This window comes from Microbacterium fluvii (assembly GCF_025515205.1).
GTDB lineage: Bacteria > Actinomycetota > Actinomycetes > Actinomycetales > Microbacteriaceae > Microbacterium > Microbacterium fluvii.
In genome coordinates this window covers 82,487-103,088 of sequence record NZ_JAOPFX010000003.1, presented here as the reverse complement: position 1 = coordinate 103,088, position 20,602 = coordinate 82,487, and the positions used below count along the sequence as shown (strand labels likewise).

15 protein-coding genes are annotated in these 20,602 nt (G+C 70.5%); 12 read left to right on the top strand and 3 right to left on the bottom strand.

Features of this window, described 5'->3' with window-relative positions; genetic code table 11:
- Positions 1–28 precede the first annotated feature (28 nt).
- The 3 genes from OAW74_RS11735 to OAW74_RS11725 all read left to right on the top strand — a co-directional run bounded on the left by OAW74_RS11735 (position 29) and on the right by OAW74_RS11725 (position 3,826).
- Positions 29–1,213, top strand: a complete 1,185-nt coding sequence (locus OAW74_RS11735; protein WP_262874570.1) for a CaiB/BaiF CoA transferase family protein — start codon at positions 29–31, stop codon at positions 1,211–1,213.
- A gap of 283 nt (positions 1,214–1,496) precedes the next feature.
- Positions 1,497–3,398, top strand: coding sequence for an FAD-dependent monooxygenase (locus OAW74_RS11730; RefSeq protein ID WP_262874569.1), 1,902 nt, complete (start codon positions 1,497–1,499; stop codon positions 3,396–3,398).
- 8 nt (positions 3,399–3,406) lie between these two features.
- On the top strand, positions 3,407–3,826 hold the full coding sequence (locus tag OAW74_RS11725) for a MarR family winged helix-turn-helix transcriptional regulator (RefSeq protein ID WP_262874568.1): 420 nt from the start codon (positions 3,407–3,409) through the stop codon (positions 3,824–3,826).
- 102 nt (positions 3,827–3,928) lie between these two features.
- Here the strand turns inward: OAW74_RS11725 and OAW74_RS11720 are convergent, their stop codons facing one another.
- Positions 3,929–5,782, bottom strand: a complete 1,854-nt coding sequence (locus OAW74_RS11720; protein ID WP_262874567.1) for an FAD-binding monooxygenase — start codon at positions 5,780–5,782, stop codon at positions 3,929–3,931.
- A 29-nt stretch (positions 5,783–5,811) separates the two neighbouring features.
- Positions 5,812–7,194 (bottom strand): MFS transporter, encoded by a 1,383-nt coding sequence (locus tag OAW74_RS11715; protein ID WP_378733903.1) that lies wholly within the window; start codon positions 7,192–7,194, stop codon positions 5,812–5,814.
- A gap of 110 nt (positions 7,195–7,304) precedes the next feature.
- Here OAW74_RS11715 and OAW74_RS11710 point away from each other — a divergent pair, with 110 nt between their 5' ends.
- From OAW74_RS11710 to OAW74_RS11680, 7 genes are all read left to right on the top strand, one after another.
- Complete coding sequence (locus tag OAW74_RS11710; protein ID WP_262874565.1) at positions 7,305–8,939, top strand: fumarylacetoacetate hydrolase family protein; 1,635 nt, start codon at positions 7,305–7,307, stop codon at positions 8,937–8,939.
- Complete coding sequence (locus OAW74_RS11705; protein WP_262874564.1) at positions 8,936–9,619, top strand: GntR family transcriptional regulator; 684 nt, start codon at positions 8,936–8,938, stop codon at positions 9,617–9,619. Before OAW74_RS11710 ends, OAW74_RS11705 begins: the two co-directional genes overlap by 4 nt.
- Before the next feature lie 13 nt (positions 9,620–9,632).
- A complete protein-coding gene (gene hpaE / locus OAW74_RS11700) occupies positions 9,633–11,177 on the top strand; it encodes a 5-carboxymethyl-2-hydroxymuconate semialdehyde dehydrogenase (RefSeq protein ID WP_262874563.1) in 1,545 nt (514 codons plus the stop codon).
- A 105-nt stretch (positions 11,178–11,282) separates the two neighbouring features.
- On the top strand, positions 11,283–12,443 hold the full coding sequence (gene hpaD / locus OAW74_RS11695) for a 3,4-dihydroxyphenylacetate 2,3-dioxygenase (RefSeq protein WP_262874562.1): 1,161 nt from the start codon (positions 11,283–11,285) through the stop codon (positions 12,441–12,443).
- A 99-nt stretch (positions 12,444–12,542) separates the two neighbouring features.
- The gene (locus OAW74_RS11690; protein WP_262874561.1) at positions 12,543–13,328 is read left to right on the top strand and encodes a 2-keto-4-pentenoate hydratase; all 786 of its coding nucleotides are present in this window, start codon (positions 12,543–12,545) and stop codon (positions 13,326–13,328) included.
- A complete protein-coding gene (locus OAW74_RS11685) occupies positions 13,313–14,113 on the top strand; it encodes an HpcH/HpaI aldolase family protein (RefSeq protein ID WP_262874560.1) in 801 nt (266 codons plus the stop codon). Before OAW74_RS11690 ends, OAW74_RS11685 begins: the two co-directional genes overlap by 16 nt.
- 204 nt (positions 14,114–14,317) lie before the next feature.
- The gene (locus OAW74_RS11680) at positions 14,318–16,333 is read left to right on the top strand and encodes a primary-amine oxidase (protein ID WP_262874559.1); all 2,016 of its coding nucleotides are present in this window, start codon (positions 14,318–14,320) and stop codon (positions 16,331–16,333) included.
- 58 nt (positions 16,334–16,391) lie between these two features.
- On the opposite strand, the gene OAW74_RS11675 is transcribed toward OAW74_RS11680, so the two are convergent.
- Entirely contained in the window at positions 16,392–17,909 is a 1,518-nt protein-coding gene (locus OAW74_RS11675; RefSeq protein ID WP_262874558.1) for an APC family permease, read from the bottom strand.
- A gap of 157 nt (positions 17,910–18,066) precedes the next feature.
- On the opposite strand from OAW74_RS11675, the gene OAW74_RS11670 reads away from it, so the two are divergent.
- Positions 18,067–19,032: an AraC-like ligand-binding domain-containing protein gene (locus OAW74_RS11670; RefSeq protein ID WP_262874557.1), complete on the top strand. Its 966-nt coding sequence runs from the start codon at positions 18,067–18,069 to the stop codon at positions 19,030–19,032.
- A gap of 109 nt (positions 19,033–19,141) precedes the next feature.
- Positions 19,142–20,551, top strand: a complete 1,410-nt coding sequence (locus OAW74_RS11665) for an aldehyde dehydrogenase family protein (RefSeq protein WP_262874556.1) — start codon at positions 19,142–19,144, stop codon at positions 20,549–20,551.
- The last annotated feature ends 51 nt before the right edge of the window (positions 20,552–20,602 follow it).

Genomic DNA, 20,602 nt, shown 5'->3' with positions numbered 1-20,602 from the left:
CCCGCACCGTCGCCGACAAGGAGCCCGCGTGATCGCACCGGAAGACCTCGCCGCTCACTTCGGCCGCCCCGCGACCGGCCCCCTCGCGGGGGTGGTCGTCGCCGACCTCAGCCGCGTGCTGGCAGGACCCTACGCGACGATGCTGCTGGCCGACATGGGCGCCCTCGTCATCAAGATCGAGTCCCCCGGCGGCGACGACACCCGCGGGTGGGTGCCGCCGGCGCGCGACGGCGAGGGCACCTACTTCCTGTCGGTCAACCGCGGCAAGTTCTCCATCGCGCTCGACTTCGCCGACCCCGATCAGCTCGCCGTCGTGCACGACATCATCGCGCGCGCCGATGTGCTCGTCGAGAACTTCAAGCCCGGCGGCCTCGCGCGCTACGGCCTGGACCACGTGAGCGTCAACGCGCGGCATCCGTCGCTCGTCTACGGGTCGATCACGGGCTTCGGCCCCGCCGGCGGCGCCGATCTGCCCGGCTACGACCTGCTCGCGCAGGCGGTGTCTGGGCTCATGTCGGTCACCGGCGCACCCGACGGCGAACCCACCAAGGTGGGGGCGGCCCTCGTCGACGTCATCACCGGACTGCATGCCTCCGCCGGCATCCTCGCCGCACTCAACGCCCGGCATGCGACGGGTCGGGGCGATCACGTCGAGGTGAACCTGCTGTCGTCGATCCTGTCGGGGCTCGTCAACCAGACCTCGGCGTTCGTCGCCGGCGGCGTGGTGCCCGAGCGCATGGGCAACGCGCACCCGAGCCTGTCGCCGTACGAGCCCTTTCCGACGGCCGACCACGACCTCGTGCTCGCGGTCGGCAATGACGGGCAGTTCGCTCGCCTGTGCGAGGTGGTCGGGGCGCCCGAATGGGCGTTGGACGAGCGGTTCGCCACAATGGGCGCGCGCAACGCGCACCGCGAGGCGCTGCGAGAGCTTCTCTCCGCGCGGCTGCGCACCCGGGGCTCGGACGAGTGGTTCGCGCTCCTGCGCACGGCGGGGGTGCCCAGCGGCCCGATCACCGGGGTCGACGGCGGCGTGCGGCTCGCCGACAGCCTGGGCCTGGAGCCGGTGGCCCTCACGGGCCGGGGCGAACGGATGATCCCGACCGTGCGGCATCCGATCTCGTACGCGAGCGCCGACGTCGACTATTCGCAGGCTCCCCCGCTGCTCGACGCCGACCGCGAGCGGGTGCTGGCCTGGCTCGGTTCGACGCGCTGACTCCGGGGGCCACCGCGCGCTCCCTGATGTTCAGTCGTCGTAAACGGCGACCGATGCCGGGCGAACGGTCGCCATACGTGACGACTGAGCCGCAGCATCCGCTCTCTCCCTGATGTTCAGTCGTCGTAAACGGCGACCGATGCCGGGGGGAAGGTCGCCATATGTGACGACTGAGCGCAGCCGGGACGGCGGATGCTGCGCGCACCGCACCTGTGCCGCTTGCAATCGTTGGGGTACTGACTATATCCTCGAGCGCATCCCACCGTGATCGAAGGAGATCAGCATGCAGTTCTACCGCGACGGCTATCGGCCGGGAGATCCCGACATCCACCCCGCCTCCGCAGAGGCCCTCGCCCGCCCGCGGGAGATCCCGGCCGAGATCGACGTGCTGATCGTCGGCACGGGCCCCGCCGGCACGGTGCTCGCCGCCCAGCTCGCGGCCTTCCCCGGCATCGACACCCGCATCGTCGAGCGCCGCGAAGGGCCGCTCGAGAAGGGCCAGGCCGACGGAGTCGCGTGCCGCACGGTCGAGATGTTCCAGGCGTTCGGCCTGGCGTCGGCCCTGCTCCGCGAGGCGTACTGGGTCAACGAGGTGCGGTTCTGGGGCCCTGCAGACGACGACCGCTCGAAGATCGTGCGCACCGGCTGGGTGCAGGACACCCTCTACGGGCTCAGCGAGTTCCCCCACGTCATCGTCAACCAGGCGCGCATGCAGCAGTACCTGCTCGACCACGCCGCGGCGTCATCGTCGAAGCTCGAGCCCGACTACGGCATCGAGTTCGTCACGCTCGAGGTGGGCGAAGGCGACCACCCGGTCGCGGTGACCCTCCGCAGGGTGCAGACGGGCGAGGAGTTCGTCGTCAACGCCCGCTACGTCGTCGGCTGCGACGGCGCGCGCAGCAACGTGCGCCGCGCGATCGGCCGGCACCTCGACGGGGATGCCGCCAACCACGCCTGGGGTGTGATGGACGTGCTCGCCACCACCGACTTCCCCGATTGGCGCACCAAGAACGTCATCCAGTCGGCCGGCAAGGGGAGCCTGCTGACGATCCCCCGCGAGGGCGGCAGCCTCGTGCGCTGCTACGTCGACCTCGGCGAGGTGCAGGCGGGCGACGCCGACATCCGCAGCACGACCGTCGAGCAGCTGACGGCGGTGGCCAACGGCATCCTGCATCCGTACTCCATCGACGTGCGGTCGGTCGCCTGGTCGTCGGTCTACGAGGTCGGCCAGCGCGTGACCGACAAGTTCGACGACGTGTCCGCGGGCGAAGAGGCCACGCGACTGCCGCACGTGTTCATCGCGGGCGACGCGTGCCACACCCATTCGGCCAAGGCCGGTCAGGGCATGAACGTGTCGATGCAGGATGCGTTCAACCTGGGCTGGAAGCTCGCCGCGGTGCTCGAAGGACGATCGGATGCCGCGCTGCTGCACTCCTACTCGGCCGAGCGGCAGGCCGTCGCGCAGAACCTCATCGACTTCGACCGGTTCTGGTCGGCGTTCATCGCCCAGCCCACCGTCGATCCGGAGCACCCCGAGCTCGGCGGCGTCACGAGCGAGCAGATGCAGGCGGAGTTCGCCCGCCAGGGCCGCTACACGGCGGGCCTCGCGACGCAGTACCGGCCCTCAGCGCTGACCGGCGGCGGCGAGCATCAGCACCTGGCGACCGGCTTCGAGATCGGCACGCGGTTCCACTCGTCGCCGGTCACGCGGGTCGCCGACGCCAAGCCCGTCGAGCTGGGGCATGCGCAGACTGCCGACGGCCGCTGGCGCATCTTCGCGTTCGGCGACGCGTCGGGCGACGGACTCGTCGACTTCGCCGCGTGGCTGAGCGACGACCCCGGGTCTCCGATCGCACGGTTCACGCCGGCGGGCGCCGACATCGACGCCGTCATCGACGTGCACGGGGTCTTCCAGACCCACCATCGCGACGTCGACCTCGGCGCTCTGCCCGAGATGCTGCTGCCGCACTCGGGGCCGCTCGGCCTGCAGGACTGGGAGAAGGCGTGGGCCGTCGACGACAAGCACGATGTGTTCGCCGATCGCGGCGTCTCGCGCGACGGCGCGATCGTGATCGTGCGGCCCGACCAGTACGTCGCGCACGTGCTGCCGCTGTCGGCCCGCGACGAGCTCACCGCCTTCTTCGGCGGGTTCCTCGTCGAGCAGAGGACGCCCGCTCTGGCATGATCGCCGAGATGGACGACATCGAACCGCGCCGGCACACCGGCTTCCTCATCCGACGCGCGCAGCAGCTGCACGTCGCGGCGTGGTCGAAGATCGTCTCGACCGAGGTCTCGAGCGTGCAGTATTCGATCCTCGCGGTGCTCGACCGGCTCGGCAGCGCGAGTCAGCGCGAGCTGTGCGAAGAGGTCGACCTCGACCGCTCGACGGTGGCCGACCTCGTGGCGCGCATGGAGCGCCGCGGTCTGCTGCAGCGCGAGCGGCATCCGGAAGACGCCCGCCGCAACGTCGTCGCCCTCACCTCCTTGGGACGTGACGAGCGGATGCGGCTGCAGCCCCTCGTCGACCAGGTCGACGCCGCGCTCACCGGCGCCCTGTCGGCGCACGATCGCGCCGAGCTGCGCCGCACCCTGCGCCTGATGCTCGCCGACTGACCCGCCGCACAACTGACGGAGATCTCGGCCGACACGCCGGGTGCAGCATCCGCCGCCCGACGTGTCGCCCACATTCTCAGTCAGCCGTGCGCAGCCGGAGCGTCAGGCCGGCAGCAGGTTGCCGGCGAAGAAGCCGGCCAGCTCGGCGGTCGCCGAGAAGGGCAGCACCTGCGCGACGTACTGGTCGGGGCGCACCACGACCACGACGCCGTCGCGCGAGAGGCCGCGCGACTCGAAGATGTCGTCTTCGGGGCGGGCGGCGTAGATCTTCTCGTAGTCGATGAGCTCGAACGGCCCCACCCGAGGCAGGAACACCTCGGGGATGGTCGGGATCTCGACCTCGGAGTGGTCCTGCTGATAGACGACCTTGACGTCGAAGACGCTGTCGGGGTCGGTGCCGGCCGGGGTGTGCGCACGCAGCGGCGAATCTGCACCCTCAGACAGCCACTGCGCCCACTCGCCCAGAGCGGTGGCCTCTGTGTCGGCGAACGCATAGATGCGCCACCGGCCGTCGGCCTTCGCGTGGTGGCCGAGGTGGGCGGGCACAGCGTCGGCGATGCGTACGACGGGGGCCGACTTGAAGCGCTTCCCGACGGGGAACCCCTCGGCGAGCCGCTGGTGCGCGTCGTCGCCGGTGATGATCGAGGGGGTGTACTGCGTCATGAACCCGGCGGGGAACTCGGCGGTGCGGGTGTAGAACTCGGCGAGCTCCGCGGGGCTGGAGAACTCCTCGGGCTTCTTGGCCATGAGCCCCGACCACTCCCTGTCGAAGTCGATGAGGTTCTGCGCGATCACCTGGCGCTCGGCCGAATAGGTCGCCAGCAGCTCTTCGGGCGCACGGCCGGTGAGCACCGAGCCGAGCTTCCAGCCGAGGTTGAAGCCGTCCTGCATCGACACGTTCATGCCCTGGCCGGCCTTGGCCGAATGCGTGTGGCACGCGTCGCCGCAGATGAAGACGTGCGGTGCGGCGTCTCCCCCGACCTCGACGTCGTCGAACTTGTCGGTCACACGGTGCCCGACCTCGTAGACGCTCCACCACGCGACGTCTTTGACCTCGAGGGTGTACTGCCCCAGGATGTCGTTCGCCTTCGCGATGATGGTCTCGAGCGGCGTCGCGCGCACGGCGCCGTGGTCACCCTCGGGCACTTCGCCGAGATCGACGTACATGCGGAAGAGGTACCCGCCTTCGCGGGGGATGTGCAGGATGCTGCCTGCCTCGCTCTGGATGGCGCACTTCGTGCGGATGTCGGGGAAGTCGGTCACGGCCAGCACGTCCATGACGCCCCACGCGTGCTGCGACTGCCCCCCGATGTGCTTGCGGCCGATCGCCTCGCGCACGCGGCTGCGCGCGCCGTCGCAGCCGACGACGTAGGTAGCCCGCACGGTGCGCTCCTCGCCGTCGGCACGGCGCAGCTGCACCGTGACGGGGCGCTCCGCCTCGCCGACGGTGAGCCCGACGAACTCCCACCCGTAGTCGGGCGTGATGCGCCCTGGGGAGATCGCGGCGACCTCGGCGTAGTAGTCGAGCACGCGCGCCTGGTTGACGATCAGGTGCGGGAATTCGCTGATGCCGTGCGGGTCATCGTCGGCGCGCGCCGTGCGGATGATGCGCGCATGGTCGGCGGGGTCGGGCGTCCAGAAGTTCATCTCGCTGATCGTGTAGGCCTCGGCGATGATGCGCTCGGCGAACCCGAAGGCCTGGAACGTCTCGACGCTGCGCGCCTGGATGCCGTCGGCCTGCCCGATCACGAGGCGCCCCTCGCGCTTCTCCACCAGCCGCGTCGTGACGCTCGGGTACTGCGACAGCTGCGCCGCGAGCAGCATGCCGGCCGGCCCCGAGCCGACGATGAGCACGTCGACCTCGTCGGGCAGGTCGTCGGGGCGGTCGATGCCGGTGCCCTCCGCGGGGCGCACCCGCGGGTCGGTGGACACGTAGCCGTGGTGGTGGAACTGCATGGGAACTCCTTCGAGCGGATGCCGGGGCGTCAGGCGCGGGAGAGCCCGCGGATCGGGGAGACGGCCTGTTCGGCCTCGTGGTCGGGGCCGAGCGGGATGCCGCTGCGATCGCGCAGCAGCAGCGTCGCGATGAGGGCGAGGATCACCATGCCGGCCAGGTACCAGGTGACGGCGGTCGTTCCGCCGGTGGCCTGCACGAGGGCCTGCGCGATCATCGGCGCGAACGCGCCGCCGAGGATGGCGCCCAGCGCGTACGAGATCGAGACACCCGAGAAGCGGATCGAGGCGGGGAACAGCTCGGTGTACAGCGCCGCCTGCGGCCCGTAGGTGAGGCCGAGGCCCACGGTGAGGATCACGAGGCCCAGGGTCAGCAGGCCGATCGAGCCCGAGTTGACCAGGGGGAACAGCAGGAACACGCCCACCAGCAGCACGCCCCAGCCGATGAGGTAGGTGGTCCGGCGCCCGATGCGGTCGGAGAGCCAGCCGGCGATCCAGGTGAACAGCAGCCAGGTGGCGCCCGAGATCGTCACGGCGTTCAGCACGGCGCCGCGGTCGAGCGCGAGAGGCCCTTCGGGGTTGGTCGCGTAGCCCTGGATGTAGCCGCCGGTGGTCATGTAGCCCACCGCGTTGTTGCCGGCGAACACGAGGGCGGCCAGCAGCACGAGGGGCGTGTGCTTGCGGAACAGCTGCACGATCGGCATCCGCGTCTGCTCTTTGCGCTCGGCGAGCTCGGTGAACACGGGGCTCTCTTCGACCCGGCGGCGGATGTAGTAGCCGATGACGATCAGCACGAACGACAGCAGGAACGGCACTCGCCAGCCCCACTCGAGGAACGCGTCGCCGGGGGCGATGACGTTCATGAGCGCCATCATGCCGCTCGCCAGCAGCAGGCCCAGCGGCACGCCCATCTGCGGCGAAGCGCCGAACAGCCCGCGCTTGGTCTTCGGGGCGTGCTCGACGGCCATGAGCACGGCGCCACCCCACTCGCCGCCGGCCGAGATGCCCTGCACGATGCGCAGCAGGATGAGCAGGATCGGCGCCGCCATGCCGATCGCGGCGTAGGTCGGCAGGAGCCCGACGAGGGTCGTGGCGACACCCATGAGGATCAGGGTGAGCATGAGCACGAGGCGGCGCCCGTACTTGTCACCGAGGTGGCCGGCCAGGAACGCGCCGAACGGGCGGAAGAGGAAGCTGATGCCGACCGTGAAGAACGACAGGATCTGCGCGAAGCCCTCGCCCGCAGGCTCGAAGAACAGCTGGGCGAACACGAGGCCCGCCGCGAACGCGTAGATGAAGAAGTCGTACCACTCCACGGTGGTGCCGACCACGGTCGCGAAGACCACGCGGCGGCGGTCGGCGTGGGTGGCGATGGTCCCGGTGGGCGTGAAGCCCGCAGCGGCTGGTGTCGTCATCATTGACTCCGTTCGATCTGACATCGGTGTCGGCTCAGTGAGCGGCAAGGGGTTGCCTGCGTGTCACCGATCATATACGATTTCGAATACGACGCAAGGGCGGGGAGTGAATGGACGACAAGAGCACGCACGACGGGCGGTTCTCGGGGCTGCCCGGGCGCCCGGGCAAGATCATCGCCGTGCACCTGAGCTACGCCTCCCGCGCCGACCAGCGCGGCCGCCGCCCCGGGGCCCCCTCCTACTTCTTCAAGGCATCGAGCTCGGTCTCGGCCACCGGAAGCGTGATCGAGCGCCCCGCCGGCACCGAGCTGCTCGCCTTCGAGGGCGAGATCGCCCTCGTCATCGGCACCGCCGCCCGCCACGTCTCGCTCGCCGAGGCGTGGGACCACGTCGGCTGGGTCACCGCCGCGAACGACTTCGGCGTCTACGACCTGCGCGCCCCCGACAAGGGATCGAACGTGCGCTCCAAGGGCGGCGACGGGTTCACCCCGATCGGCGCGGCCCTGATCGACGCGCGCACGGTCGACCCCGCATCCCTGCGGCTGCGCACGTGGGTGAACGGCGAGATCGTGCAGGACGACACGGCGGCGGGCCTCATCTTCCCCCTCGCCCAGTTCGTCGCCGACCTCTCTCAGCACTTCACCCTCGAGCCCGGCGATGTGATCCTCACCGGCACGCCCGCCGGCTCGTCGGTGATCGTCCCCGGCGACGTCGTCGAGGTCGAGGTGGATGTGCCGGGAGGCCCCACCTCGGGGCGCCTGGTGACGACGGTCGTGCAGGGCGCCGGCCCCGCCTACGACCCGTCGCTCGGGTCGCTGCCGGCCGTCGACGACAACCAGCGGGCGGATGCCTGGGGCACCACCCCGCCGGCAGGTGCGGGCATTTCGTCTCGTCGCTCCGCTCCTCGCGAGGCGACCGGTGCTTCCGCCGCTCCTGACCCCCGGTCGTTGAGCGAGCGAAGCGAGCCGAAACGCCCCGACCCTCTCCCGGCCGAGCTGCGGGCCAAGCTCGAGGCCGTGCCGGTCGCGGGCCTGTCGGCGCAGCTGCGCAAGCGGGGCCTGAACAACGTCACGATCGACGGCGTGCGGCCGCTGCATCCGGAGGCCAAGCTCGTGGGCCTCGCCCGCACCCTCCGCTTCGTGCCCAACCGCGAAGACCTCTTCGCGAGCCACGGCGGCGGCTACAACGCTCAGAAGCGCGCGTTCGACGCGGTCGGCGAGGGCGAGGTCATCGTGATCGAGGCCCGCGGCGAGACCGGCTCGGGCACGCTCGGCGACATCCTCGCGATCCGTGCGCACGCGCAGGGTGCGGCCGGCATCGTCACCGACGGCGGCGTGCGCGACGCGGATGCCGTCACCGCCGTCGGCATTCCGGTCTACACCGCCGGGGCCCACCCCGCCGTGCTCGGCCGCAGGCACGTGCCGTGGGACGCCGACCTGACGATCGCCTGCGGCGGCACCGCCGTGCAGCCCGGCGATGTCATCGTCGGCGACCGCGACGGCGTCATCGTGATCCCGCCGGGGATCGTCGAAGAGGTCGTCGACGCCGCCCTCGCTCAGGAGGACGAAGACGCCTGGGTCGCCGCACGCGTGGCCGAAGGGCACCCGGTCGACGGGCTCTTCCCCCCGAACGCGCAGTGGCGCGCCCGCTACGAGGCCGAGGCGTCGACCGACTCCCCCACCCGGTCGTTGAGCGAGCGCAGCGAGACGAGACGCCCCGACCCCCGAAACGAGGCACACCGATGACCACCGCCGTCGAACTGAGCAAGTCGCAGCGCGCCTACCAGTGGATCAAGCAGCGCATCGTCGAGCAGGAGTTCACGCCCGGGTACCGGCTCGTGCTCGGCTCGATCGCGAGCGACCTCGGCATGAGCGTCGTGCCGGTGCGCGAGGCGATCCGCCAGCTCGAGGCCGAGGGGCTGGTGACCTTCGAGCGCAACGTCGGCGCGCGGGTGTCGATGGTCGACGACTCGCAGTACCGCTTCAGCATGCAGGCCCTGAGCATCCTCGAGGGCACCGCGACGGCCCTCGCCGCCCGCAGCCTCACCGCCGATGACCTGCGCGCGGCGCGCGCCGTCAACGAGCTCATGGTCGAAACGCTCGCCCACTTCGACCCTCGGCGGTTCACCGCGCTCAACCAGGAGTTCCACGCCGTGCTGTTCGGCAAGTGCGCGAACCCCCGCATCCTCGAACTCGTGAACGCCGAGTGGGGGCGCCTCGGGCACCTGCGCGACTCGACGTTCAGCTTCGTCCCCGGCCGCGCGCAGGAGTCGGTGAAGGAGCACGAAGAGATCGTGCGCCTCATCGAGACCGGCGCGGCGCTGCGCGACATCGAGCTGGCCGCCCGGCGCCACCGTTCGGCGACGCTCGACGCCTACCTCATCCACGAACACCCCGACGAGGCCCTCGGCCTCCCCGCCTTCTGATCTGGAGGAACCCATGACCGACACCACCACGCCCGCGGGCGCAGCGCACGAAGGCGTCGCGCTCGACACCCGCCACGTGCCGGCAGAGCTGCCCGACCGCATCCGCCACTACATCGACGGCGCGTTCGTCGACTCGACCGACGGCGACACGTTCGACGTGCTCGAGCCCGTCTCGAACGAGGTCTACGTGCGGGCCGCGGCCGGCAAGAAGGCCGACATCGACCTCGCCGTCGCGGCCGCCAAGCGCGCCTTCGACGAGGGGCCGTGGCCGCGGATGCTGCCGCGCGAGCGCTCCCGCATCCTGCACCGCATCGCCGACATCGTCGAGTCGCGCGATGCGCGGCTGGCAGAGCTCGAGTCGTTCGACTCGGGGCTGCCGATCACGCAGGCGCTCGGCCAGGCCCGGCGCGCGGCCGAGAACTTCCGCTTCTTCGCCGACCTGATCGTGGCGCAGGCCGACGACACCTACAAGGTGCCCGGCCGCCAGATCAATTACGTCAACCGCAAGCCGATCGGCGTCGCGGGGCTCATCACGCCGTGGAACACGCCGTTCATGCTGGAGTCGTGGAAGCTGGGGCCCGCACTTGCCACCGGCAACACCGTCGTGCTGAAGCCGGCCGAGTTCACGCCGCTGTCGGCTTCGCTGTGGGCCGGCATCTTCGAAGAGGCCGGCCTGCCGCAGGGCGTCTTCAACCTCGTGAACGGACTCGGTGAGGATGCCGGCGACGCGCTGGTGAAGCATCCGGACGTCCCCCTCATCTCGTTCACGGGCGAGAGCCGCACGGGGCAGATCATCTTCGGCAACGCCGCTCCCTTCCTCAAGGGACTGTCGATGGAGCTCGGCGGCAAGTCGCCCGCGATCGTGTTCGCCGACGCCGACCTCGACGAGGCGATCGACGCGACGATCTTCGGCGTCTTCTCGCTCAACGGCGAGCGCTGCACCGCCGGCAGCCGCATCCTCGTGCAGCGCGAGGTCTACGACGAGTTCGTCGAGCGGTACGCCGCGCAGGCGAAGCGCGTCAAGGTCGGCTATCCGCACGACCCGGCCACCGAAGTGGGGGCACTGGTGCACCCCGAGCACTTCGATAAGGTCATGAGCTACGTCGAGATCGGCAAGGGCGAGGCGCGCCTGGTCGCCGGCGGCGGACAGCCCGAAGGGTTCGCGTTCGGCAACTTCGTCGCCCCGACGGTGTTCGCCGACGTCGCGCCGACCGCGCGCATCTTCCAGGAGGAGATCTTCGGCCCGGTCGTTGCGATCACCCCCTTCGACACCGAGGAAGAGGCTCTGGCCCTGGCCAACGGCACCAAGTACGGACTGGCCGCCTACGTGTGGACCAACGACCTCAAGCGGGCGCACAACTTCGCCCAGAACGTCGAGGCCGGCATGGTGTGGCTCAACTCCAACAACGTGCGCGACCTCCGCACCCCGTTCGGCGGCGTCAAGGCCTCGGGGCTCGGACACGAGGGCGGCTACCGCTCGATCGACTTCTACACGGACCAGCAGGCGGTGCACATCACACTCGGCAAGGTGCACAACCCCACCTTCGGCAAGCAGTGATGCGTTTCGTCTCGTCGCTTCGCTCCTCGCTCAACGCCCGAGCGTTGAGCGAGCGAAGCGAGACGAAACGCCCCGACATCGACCACGACAAGCAAGGACGCTGACATGACCAACCGCGATGAAATGACCAAGACCTCGTCGGGCTTCTACGTCTCGCAGGAGGCGCCGATCCACTCCGACAACCCGGTCGCCACCCCCTCCTCCCCCGCGCCCGACATCCTGCGCTGCGCCTACATGGAGCTCGTGGTCACCGACCTGGCCGCCTCCCGCGAGTTCTACGTCGACGTGCTCGGGCTCACGGTCACCGAAGAAGACGACTCGGTGATCTACCTCCGCTCGATCGAGGAGTTCATCCACCACAACCTGGTGCTCCGCCAGGGGCCGGTCGCCGCCGTCGCCGCGTTCAGCTACCGCGTGCGCACGCCGGAAGACCTCGACCGCGCCGTCGCGTTCTACACCGAGCTCGGCTGCGATGTGCGGCGCAACCCCGACGGGTTCGTCAAGGGCATCGGCGACTCGGTGCGCGTCGTCGACCCGCTGGGCTTCCCCTACGAGTTCTTCTACGCGACCGAGCACGTCGAGCGCCTCGCCTGGCGCTACGACCTCTACACGCCCGGCGCCCTCGTGCGCCTCGACCACTTCAACCAGGTCACCCCCGACGTGCCGCGCGCCGTGCGGCACTACCAGGACCTCGGGTTCCGCGTGACCGAAGACATCCAGGACGAAGAGGGCACCGTCTACGCGGCGTGGATGCGCCGCAAGCCCACCGTGCACGACACCGCCACCACGGGCGGCGACGGCCCGCGGATGCACCACGTCGCCTTCTCGACCCACGAGAAGCACAACATCCTCGCCATCTGCGACAAGCTCGGGGCGCTGCGCCGCAGCGACGCCATCGAGCGCGGCCCCGGCCGCCACGGCGTCTCGAACGCGTTCTACCTGTACCTGCGCGACCCCGACGGCCACCGCGTCGAGATCTACACGCAGGACTACTACACCGGCGACCCCGACAACCCCGTGGTCACGTGGGACGTGCACGACAACCAGCGCCGCGACTGGTGGGGTACCCCGGTCGTGCCCTCGTGGTACACCGACGCGTCGCTCGTGCTCGACCTCGACGGCAACCCGCAGCCGGTCGTCGCCCGCACCGACAGCTCGGAGATGGCGGTGACGATCGGCGCCGACGGCTTCTCGTACACCCGCCAGGGCGAGGACTCGATGCCCGAGTACAAGCAGGGCGAGTACAAGCTCGGCCACCAGCTCTGACCCCCGATCCGTTTACGGTCACGACGCGCCGTGCGAGGGCGCGACCCCCGCGGCGCGTCGTGACCGTAACCGATGAGGGGCCGAAGGAGGAGAGACAGGATGCTGACAGCAGACGAGATCGCGCAGATCGCGGCCGAGCTGGCCGAGGCCGATCGCACCCACGGCGTCATCGAGCGCATCACGGCGCGCTACCCGCACGCGACGATCGACGACTCGTACGCGATCCAGGGGCTGTGGCGCGACCAGCGCCAGGCGGCGGGGCACCGCATCGTCGGTCGCAAGATCGGCCTGACCTCCAAGGCGATGCAGCAGGCGACCGGCATCACCGAGCCCGACTACGGCGTCATGTTCGACGACACCGTCTACGCCTCCGGTGCCGAGATCCCCGTCGACCACTTCTCGAACGTGCGCATCGAGGTCGAGCTCGCCTTCGTGCTGAAGGCGCCGCTCGAGGGCCCCGACTGCACGCTCGAGGCCGCCCTGGCCGCCACCGACTACGTCGTGCCCGCCCTCGAGGTGCTCAACTCGCACATCGAGCTCGAGGGCCGCACGATCGTCGACACGATCAGCGACAACGCCGCCTACGGGGCGATGGTGCTCGGCGACACCCGTCGCCGCGTCGACGAGGTCGACCTGCCCTGGGTGCCAGGAGTGCTGAGCAAGAACGGCGAGGTCTGCGAGACCGGCGTCGCCGCCGGCGTGCTCGGCCACCCCGCGACCGGCGTCGCGTGGCTGGCGAACAAGTTCCACCAGCACGGTGCCAGACTCGAGGCGGGCGAGATCATCCTCGCCGGGTCGTTCACCCGGCCCATGTGGGTGAGCCGGGGCGACGACGTGCTGGCCGACTACGGACCGATGGGAACCATCACATGTCGCTTCGTCTGAGCTCGACCTTCCGCGACGACCTGGCCGCCGCATCCCGCCCGCTCGCCGGCATCTGGGCATGCACCGGCTCGGCGCTGGTGACCGAGATCTGCGCCGGGGCCGGCATGGACTGGATGCTCATCGACATGGAGCACTCCCCCAACTCGCTCGAGTCGGTGCTCGCCCAGCTGCACGCCGCGTCGGGCTACCCGACGACCTCCGTCGTGCGGGTGCCGATCGGCGACGTCGTCACGATCAAGCAGGTGCTCGACCTCGGCGCGCAGAACCTGCTGGTGCCGATGATCTCCACTCCCGATGAGGCGCAGCAGGCGGTGGATGCGGTGCGCTACCCGCCCCGAGGGCGGCGCGGCGTCGGATCGGCCCTGGCCCGCTCGGCCCGCTGGAACCGCGTCGACGACTACCTCGGCAGCGCCGACGCGCACGTCTCGCTGTTCGTGCAGATCGAGACGGCCGAAGGCGTCGACAACGCGGCCGAGATCGCCGCGGTCGACGGCGTCGACGGCGTGTTCGTCGGGCCGAGCGACCTCGCGGCATCCCTCGGCCTTCTCGGGCAGCAGACGCACCCCGACGTCACCGCCGCCGTGCTGCGCGCGTTCGCCGCCGTGCGCGCGGCCGGAAAGCCGGTCGGCGTCAACGCGTTCGACCCCGCCGTGGCGCAGTCGTACCTCGACGAGGGTGCGGCTTTCGTGCTCGTCGGGGCCGACGTGGCCCTGCTCGCCCGCGGCTCCGAAGCCCTCGCCGCCCGCTGGACCGGCGGCGACGCCGCCACCCACGCCTCGTACTGACCCGCCCCGCGCACACCTGACGGAGGTCGTGGCCGACACGCCGGGCGGCAGCATCCGCCGCCCGCGTGTCGCCGAACATCTCCCTCAGCCGTGCACGGGCGCCGACCGGCGACCGACAGGGGTGCACGGGCGGGCACGAGGCCTGCACGAGAGGGCAACCCGCGGCCGGGCCGGGGGCGCAGGCTGAGAGACAGGAGGACTCCGATGTCGCACGACCACACCCACGACCACCCGCAGAACCCCGACCTCATTCCGCTGACCGCGGTCGGCGGGCCGGCGCCGCAGCATCCGCTCGATCCGCTGACGGCGACCGAGATCGCCCGCGCCCGCGAGATCCTCGTGGCGGCCGGGATGCTGGGCGACACCGTGCGGGTGCCGATGCTCTTGCCCGACGAGCCGGCCAAGCAAGAGCTCGCCGCGTGGCACCCCGGCACGCCGCTCGACCGCCGCGTCGACGTGACGCTGCTCGACACGGCCACCGGCGCGACCAGCGAGGCGATCGTCTCGATCACCCGCGGCGAGGTCGTCGAGGTGCGCGGGCACGACTCGGCGAGCGCCCCCTACGGCCAGCCGCAGTACCTGTTCGAGGACTACGACCGCGCCGCCGACATCGTCAAGGCCTCCCCCGAGTGGCGGGCGGCTATGACCCGCCGGGGCCTCGCCGACCGCATGGAGCTCGCGTTCTGCTCCCCGCTGGCCCCGGGCTTCGTCGGTCGAGAGAACGAAGTAGGCAGGCGCGTGATCCGGTCGCTGACGTTCCTGCGCGACAGCGAAGACGACATCCCCTGGGCGCACCCCGTCGAGGGCCTCATCGTGCACATCGACCTCGTCGCCGGCACCGTCATCGGCATCGAAGACGACGGCGACGTGCCGGTGCCCGCCGGCAGCGGCAGGTACACGGCGGATGCCGTGGGCCCCGCCCGCGAGACCCTCAAGCCCATCGAGATCACCCAGCCCGAGGGCCCGAGCTTCCGCGTCGACGGACACCACGTGCAGTGGGAGAACTGGTCGCTGCGCGTGGACTTCAACGCCCGCGAGGGCCTCGTGCTGCACGATGTGCGCTTCGACGACCGCCCGGTTCTCGCCCGCGCGAGCGTGCCCGAGATGGTCGTGCCCTACGGCGACACCAGCAGCACCCGCTTCTGGATCAGCTACTTCGACGCCGGCGAGTACCTCCTCGGCAAGAACGCGAACCACCTCGAGCTCGGCTGCGACTGCCTCGGCGTCATCCGCTACTTCGACGGCTACGTCGCCGACGACCAGGGCCACCCGATGCAGATCCCGAACGTCGTGTGCATGCACGAAGAGGACTACGGCATCCTCTTCAAGCACACCGAGCAGGGCCCTGTGGGCTCGCACGTGCGGCGCTCTCGGCGCCTCGTCGTCTCGTACTTCTCGACGATCGGCAACTACGACTACGGCTTCTACTGGTACTTCTACCTCGACGGCTCGATCCAGCTCGAGGCCAAGGCGACCGGCATCGTGTTCGTCGGCGCGGGCCTGCCGGGCTCGACCAACCGGCATGCCTCCGAGATCGCCCCAGGCGTGTTCGCCCCCGTACATCAGCACCTCTTCTCGGCGCGCCTGGACGTCGCGATCGACGGGGAGGACAACCGCCTCGTCGAGATCGACGCCGCCCGCATCCCGATGGGCGACGAGAACCCGTTCGGCAACGCCTTCACGTGGACCGAGACGACGCTGCGCACCGAGCAGGAGGCTCAGCGCGAGGCCGACGCCACCGTCGCTCGGGTGTGGGAGGTGCGCTCGGCGTCGAAGACCAACTACATCGGCAAGCCCACCGCGTACCACCTCATCCCGCAGCCGACGGCGCTGCTGATGGCCGACCCGGCCTCGACGGTCGCCGCCCGCGCGGCCTTCGCCACCAAGCACCTGTGGGCCACCGCCTACGACCGCGACGAGCGCTGGCCGGCCGGCCGCTACCCCAACGCCCACCAGGGCGGGGCGGGGCTTCCCGCGTACACGGCAGACGACCGCTCGATCGACGGCGAAGACCTCGTGCTGTGGCACACCTTCGGCCTCACCCACATCCCCCGCCCCGAGGACTGGCCCATCATGCCGGTCGACTACGCCGGGTTCTGGTTCAAGCCCTACGGCTTCCTCGACGTCAACCCCGCGATGGACATCCCCGAGTCGAGCCAGGCGCACACCGTCGCAGACGGCGGCTGCGGCCAGGGCGAGGCCTGCACCTGCGCCCACTGACGCGCAACGGAACGGGGGCGGATGCTGCAGCATCCGCCCCCGTTCTGCGTTTCGGTCGTCAGACCCCGACCGGCTCGGAGCCCAGGTGCGGGGCCACATCGTCGTCGGTGCCGTGGCCGATCTGGCGGTACACGTCGGGCTTGGTCTTGCGCAGCCACAGCGCCCAGAAGACGGCGCCGATCGAGGGCACGAGGATCACCGCCGGCAGGATGAAGGTCGTCGGCGTCGACTGCGCCTGGCCGAGCAGCACGTCCCAGTTCATGAGGATGAGGATCCACACGATCGCGAGCGCCAGGAACGAGACGACCGGCGCCACCATGCGGCTGCCGACGCCCACGTCGCGCGGGTTCTTCAGGAAGAACCCGATGACGGCGAGCGAGACGAGGGTCATCAGCAGCACGAGGCCGAACGCGCCGAGGTTGGTGAGCCACGTGAACAGCGTCAGCACCGCGAAGGGGCCGTTGGCCGGATCCCAGCCGAGCTCGCCGATCGCGAAGGCGACGATCACGACGAGGGCCGTGACCGACTGCGCGAGCGAACCCGTCCACGGGGCGCCGCTGCTGATGCGCACGGTGCCGAGGGCCTTGGGCAGCACACCCTCGCGGCCGAGCGAGAACGAATAGCGCGAGACGGCGTTGTGGAAGCTGACGACGGCGGCGAAGACGCTCGTGATGAACAGCACCGACATGATGTCGACCCAGATCTCGCCGAGCGCCGCGTAGACGAAGTTGAAGAACAGCGGCGGGCCGGCCTCTTCGGGGGTGATGCCGTCGGGGGCGAGGATCTTCTGCTGGCCGATCGCGAGCGACAGCGCCCACGACGAGATCGTGTAGAAGACACCGATGACGGCGACGGCGAGGAAGGTCGCGCGCGGGATGGTGCGCTTGGGGTCTTTCGACTCCTCGCCGTAGATCGCGGCCGACTCGAAGCCCATGAAGGCGGCGATGCCGAAGGCGAGTGCGGCGCCGACGCCCGGGACGAACAGGGCGCTCGGGCTCACCGGCTCGGCCGTGAAGCCCTCGGTGGGGTTGGCGAACGCGACGACGTCGAAGACGATGACGACGAGGAACTCGAGGGCGACGAGCACACCCAGCACCTTCGCCGACAGGTCGACGCGGTTGACGCCCATGATGCCGACCACGACGATGCCGACGATCACCCACACCCACCAGGGCGAGGCCCAGCCGGTCTTGGACTCGATGAACGACGACACCTGGAAGCCGAACATGCCCCAGATGCCGATCTGCATCGCGTTGTAGGCGATGAGCGCGAGGATCGACGCGCCGACGCCGACCGGGCGCCCGATGCCCTGCGACACGTAGGAGTAGAAGGCGCCGGCGTTGGTGATGAACCGGCTCATCGCGGCGTAGCCGATCGCGAAGACCGCGAGCACGGCGGCCAGCAGGATGAAGCCGAACGGGATGCCGAGCACGTGGGTCACCGAGAAGGCGCTCGTCGAGCCTCCCGCGATGACGGTGAGAGGTGCCGATGCCGCGACGATCATGAACGCGACGGCGAAGACACCGAGCCGGCGATGCGCGTCGGTGCGCGTCGTGGCGGTGGTGGGGGCAGACATGGGCAGCTCCTTCGATGCAGGGGGACGGGTTCACCCTCGCCTCATCGTGGCGAGGGCCCGTGCAGCGGAGTTGCCCACGCGGGCAGAGACCTTGTCTCAGCGGGCATGCGTGGTAGACTCGCGATCGTATACGATCTGGCCACGACGAGGTGAGCCCATGTCCCAGATATCTGACTCTCAGACACCCGACCGACGCCCCGCTCCCGCGGAGCCCGCTCTCGACTTCACCGCCTACCGGCACGCCGTCTCGGATGCCGTCGTCTCGCTCGACGTGCACAGCGGCAAGGTCGACGGCTTCGCAGGCGCGCTGACGGCATCGGTCACCGGCGACATCCACGTGCTCGGCATCTCCGCCGACCAGCACTCGGTGCACCGCACCCCCGGGCTCATCGCGCGCGCCCCGCAGCGCTACTTCAAGTTCTCGCTCATCGAGCGCGGCACGGGGCTCATCGTGCAGGACGGCCGCGAGACCGCCCTCGGCCCCGGCGACATGGCGATCTACGACACCGACCGGCCCTATTCGCTCCTCTTCGACGAGGCGATGCACATGTCGGTCGTGATGTTCCCCAAAGTGCTGCTCGACATCCCCGCCGAGACGGTCGGACGACTCACCGCGACGCGCCTCGACGGCGCGGGCGGCGTCGGCGCGATGATCCGCCCCTACCTCGCCTCGCTCGCCCGCGACGCCGCCGACCTCGACGGGCACGTCGCCCGTCGCCTGTTCCGCACCGCCGTCGACATGGTCGGCACGCTCCTCGAGGCCAACCTCGGCCCCGCCCCGGCCGCGGGCGGCCACGACACCCTCATGCGCCGCATCCTCGATCACATCGACGAGCACCTCGGCGACCCCGAGCTCTCCCCCGGGCAGCTCGCCGCGGCGCATTTCATCTCGGTACGCCACCTGCATGCCCTCTTCAGCGAGCAGGGCACGACCGTCTCGACCGTCATCCGCACCCGCCGGCTCGAGCGCTGCTACGACGAACTCGTGAACCCGCAGCACGCGCACCGCTCCATCACCGCGATCGCCCTCTCGAACGGCTTCGTCGAGCCCGCCCACTTCAGCCGCACCTTCCGCGCGCACTTCGGCGTGCCGCCCAGCGCCGTGCGCGCCGAGCACGCCTGACTGCGCTCTGCGACTGCGCGCCCGCAGACAATGCGGCTGCGCGGATCGGCAACCGCGCAGCATCCGTCGATCCGAGAATCGAGGAACGAGGTCGATCGAGGAGGATCACATGACTGTCACGACATCGCTGCTGGACGCCGTCACCGTCGATGAGGGGCAGGGTCGGGCGATTCCGGATGCTGCCACGCGCGAGACGATCGGCTACGCGCCGGTGCACTCCGTGGCCGACCTCGACGCCGCGATCGCTGCGGCCAGGGCCGCGCAGCCGGCGTGGAACGCGCTCGGCCACGCCGAGCGCTCGCGCATCCTGCACGCGATCGCCGACGATCTCGAGGCCAACGCCGAAGAGCTCGCGGTGCTGCTCTCGCGCGAGCAGGGCAAGCCCCTCGACGGCCCCAACGCCCGCTTCGAGGTGGGCGCGTGCGCCGTGTGGACGCGGGTTCCCGCCGACACCGAGCTCGAGCCCGAGGTCGTGTTCGAAGACGGCCCCGCGCGGGCCGAGATCCACTACGACGCGCTGGGCGTGGTCGGCGCGATCGGCCCGTGGAACTGGCCGATGATGATCGCCGTCTGGCAGATCGCGCCCTCGCTGCGCATGGGCAACACGGTCGTCGTCAAGCCGAGCGAGTACACGCCGCTGTCGGTGCTCGCCCTCGTCGAGATCTACAACCGACACCTGCCCGCCGGCGTGCTCACCGCGATCTCGGGCGACCGCGAGGTGGGCGCCGCGATCGCCGCGCACCCCGACCTCGACAAGATCATGTTCACCGGCTCCACCGCCACCGGCCGGCGCATCGTCGAGGCCTCGGCGCACAACCTCGCCCGCCTCACCCTCGAGCTCGGCGGCAACGACGCCGGCATCGTGCTGCCGGGCACCGACGTCGCGGCGATCGCCGAGAACCTGTTCTGGGGCTGCTTCATCAACACCGGCCAGACCTGCGCCGCCCTCAAGCGCCTCTACGTGCACGACTCGGTCTACGACGAGGTCGTCGACACACTCGCCGGCATGGCGGCGCAGATGCCGATGGGCCGTGGCCTCGACGCCGGCAACGTGCTCGGGCCGCTGCAGAACGAGAAGCAGTTCGACATCGTGCGCGACCTGGTCGACGACGCTCGCGCGCGCGGCGCCCGCATCGTCACCGGCGGCTCCGCCGCGCCCGAGCTCGGGCCGCTCTTCTACCGCGCGACCGTCGTCGCCGACATCGAAGACGGCGCCCGGCTGGTCGACGAGGAGCAGTTCGGCCCCGCGATCCCCGTCATCCGCTACACCGACCTCGACGACGCGGTCGCCCGCGCCAATGCGTCGGAGCAGGGCCTCGGCGCCTCGGTGTGGTCGGCCGACGTCGACGCCGCCGTCGAGGTCGCGAAGCGCCTGCAGGCCGGCACCGTGTGGATCAACGGCCACGGCGGCCTCAACCCCGTCGTGCCCTTCGGCGGCATCAAGGCCTCCGGCTACGGCATGGAGTTCGGCGTGCAGGGCCTCAAGGCCGTGGCGGCACCGAAGGTCATCAGCCGCTGAGCCGGGGGCGCCTTCGCGCACAGATCGCTGAGATCTTCGCCGACACGCCGG

What these genes read in the sequence shown, in the direction of transcription:
- OAW74_RS11715 (WP_378733903.1), bottom strand. Translation starts at nt 7,194, where the DNA reads ATGACGACACCAGCCGCTGCGGGCTTCACGCCCACCGGGACCATCGCC.
- OAW74_RS11680 (WP_262874559.1), top strand. Translation starts at nt 14,318, where the DNA reads ATGTCGCACGACCACACCCACGACCACCCGCAGAACCCCGACCTCATT.
- OAW74_RS11725 (WP_262874568.1), top strand. Translation starts at nt 3,407, where the DNA reads ATGGACGACATCGAACCGCGCCGGCACACCGGCTTCCTCATCCGACGC.
- hpaE (WP_262874563.1), top strand. Translation starts at nt 9,633, where the DNA reads ATGACCGACACCACCACGCCCGCGGGCGCAGCGCACGAAGGCGTCGCG.
- OAW74_RS11690 (WP_262874561.1), top strand. Translation starts at nt 12,543, where the DNA reads ATGCTGACAGCAGACGAGATCGCGCAGATCGCGGCCGAGCTGGCCGAG.
- hpaD (WP_262874562.1), top strand. Translation starts at nt 11,283, where the DNA reads ATGACCAACCGCGATGAAATGACCAAGACCTCGTCGGGCTTCTACGTC.
- OAW74_RS11670 (WP_262874557.1), top strand. Translation starts at nt 18,067, where the DNA reads ATGTCCCAGATATCTGACTCTCAGACACCCGACCGACGCCCCGCTCCC.
- OAW74_RS11720 (WP_262874567.1), bottom strand. Translation starts at nt 5,782, where the DNA reads ATGCAGTTCCACCACCACGGCTACGTGTCCACCGACCCGCGGGTGCGC.
- OAW74_RS11705 (WP_262874564.1), top strand. Translation starts at nt 8,936, where the DNA reads ATGACCACCGCCGTCGAACTGAGCAAGTCGCAGCGCGCCTACCAGTGG.
- OAW74_RS11675 (WP_262874558.1), bottom strand. Translation starts at nt 17,909, where the DNA reads ATGTCTGCCCCCACCACCGCCACGACGCGCACCGACGCGCATCGCCGG.
- OAW74_RS11665 (WP_262874556.1), top strand. Translation starts at nt 19,142, where the DNA reads ATGACTGTCACGACATCGCTGCTGGACGCCGTCACCGTCGATGAGGGG.
- OAW74_RS11710 (WP_262874565.1), top strand. Translation starts at nt 7,305, where the DNA reads ATGGACGACAAGAGCACGCACGACGGGCGGTTCTCGGGGCTGCCCGGG.
- OAW74_RS11730 (WP_262874569.1), top strand. Translation starts at nt 1,497, where the DNA reads ATGCAGTTCTACCGCGACGGCTATCGGCCGGGAGATCCCGACATCCAC.
- OAW74_RS11685 (WP_262874560.1), top strand. Translation starts at nt 13,313, where the DNA reads ATGTCGCTTCGTCTGAGCTCGACCTTCCGCGACGACCTGGCCGCCGCA.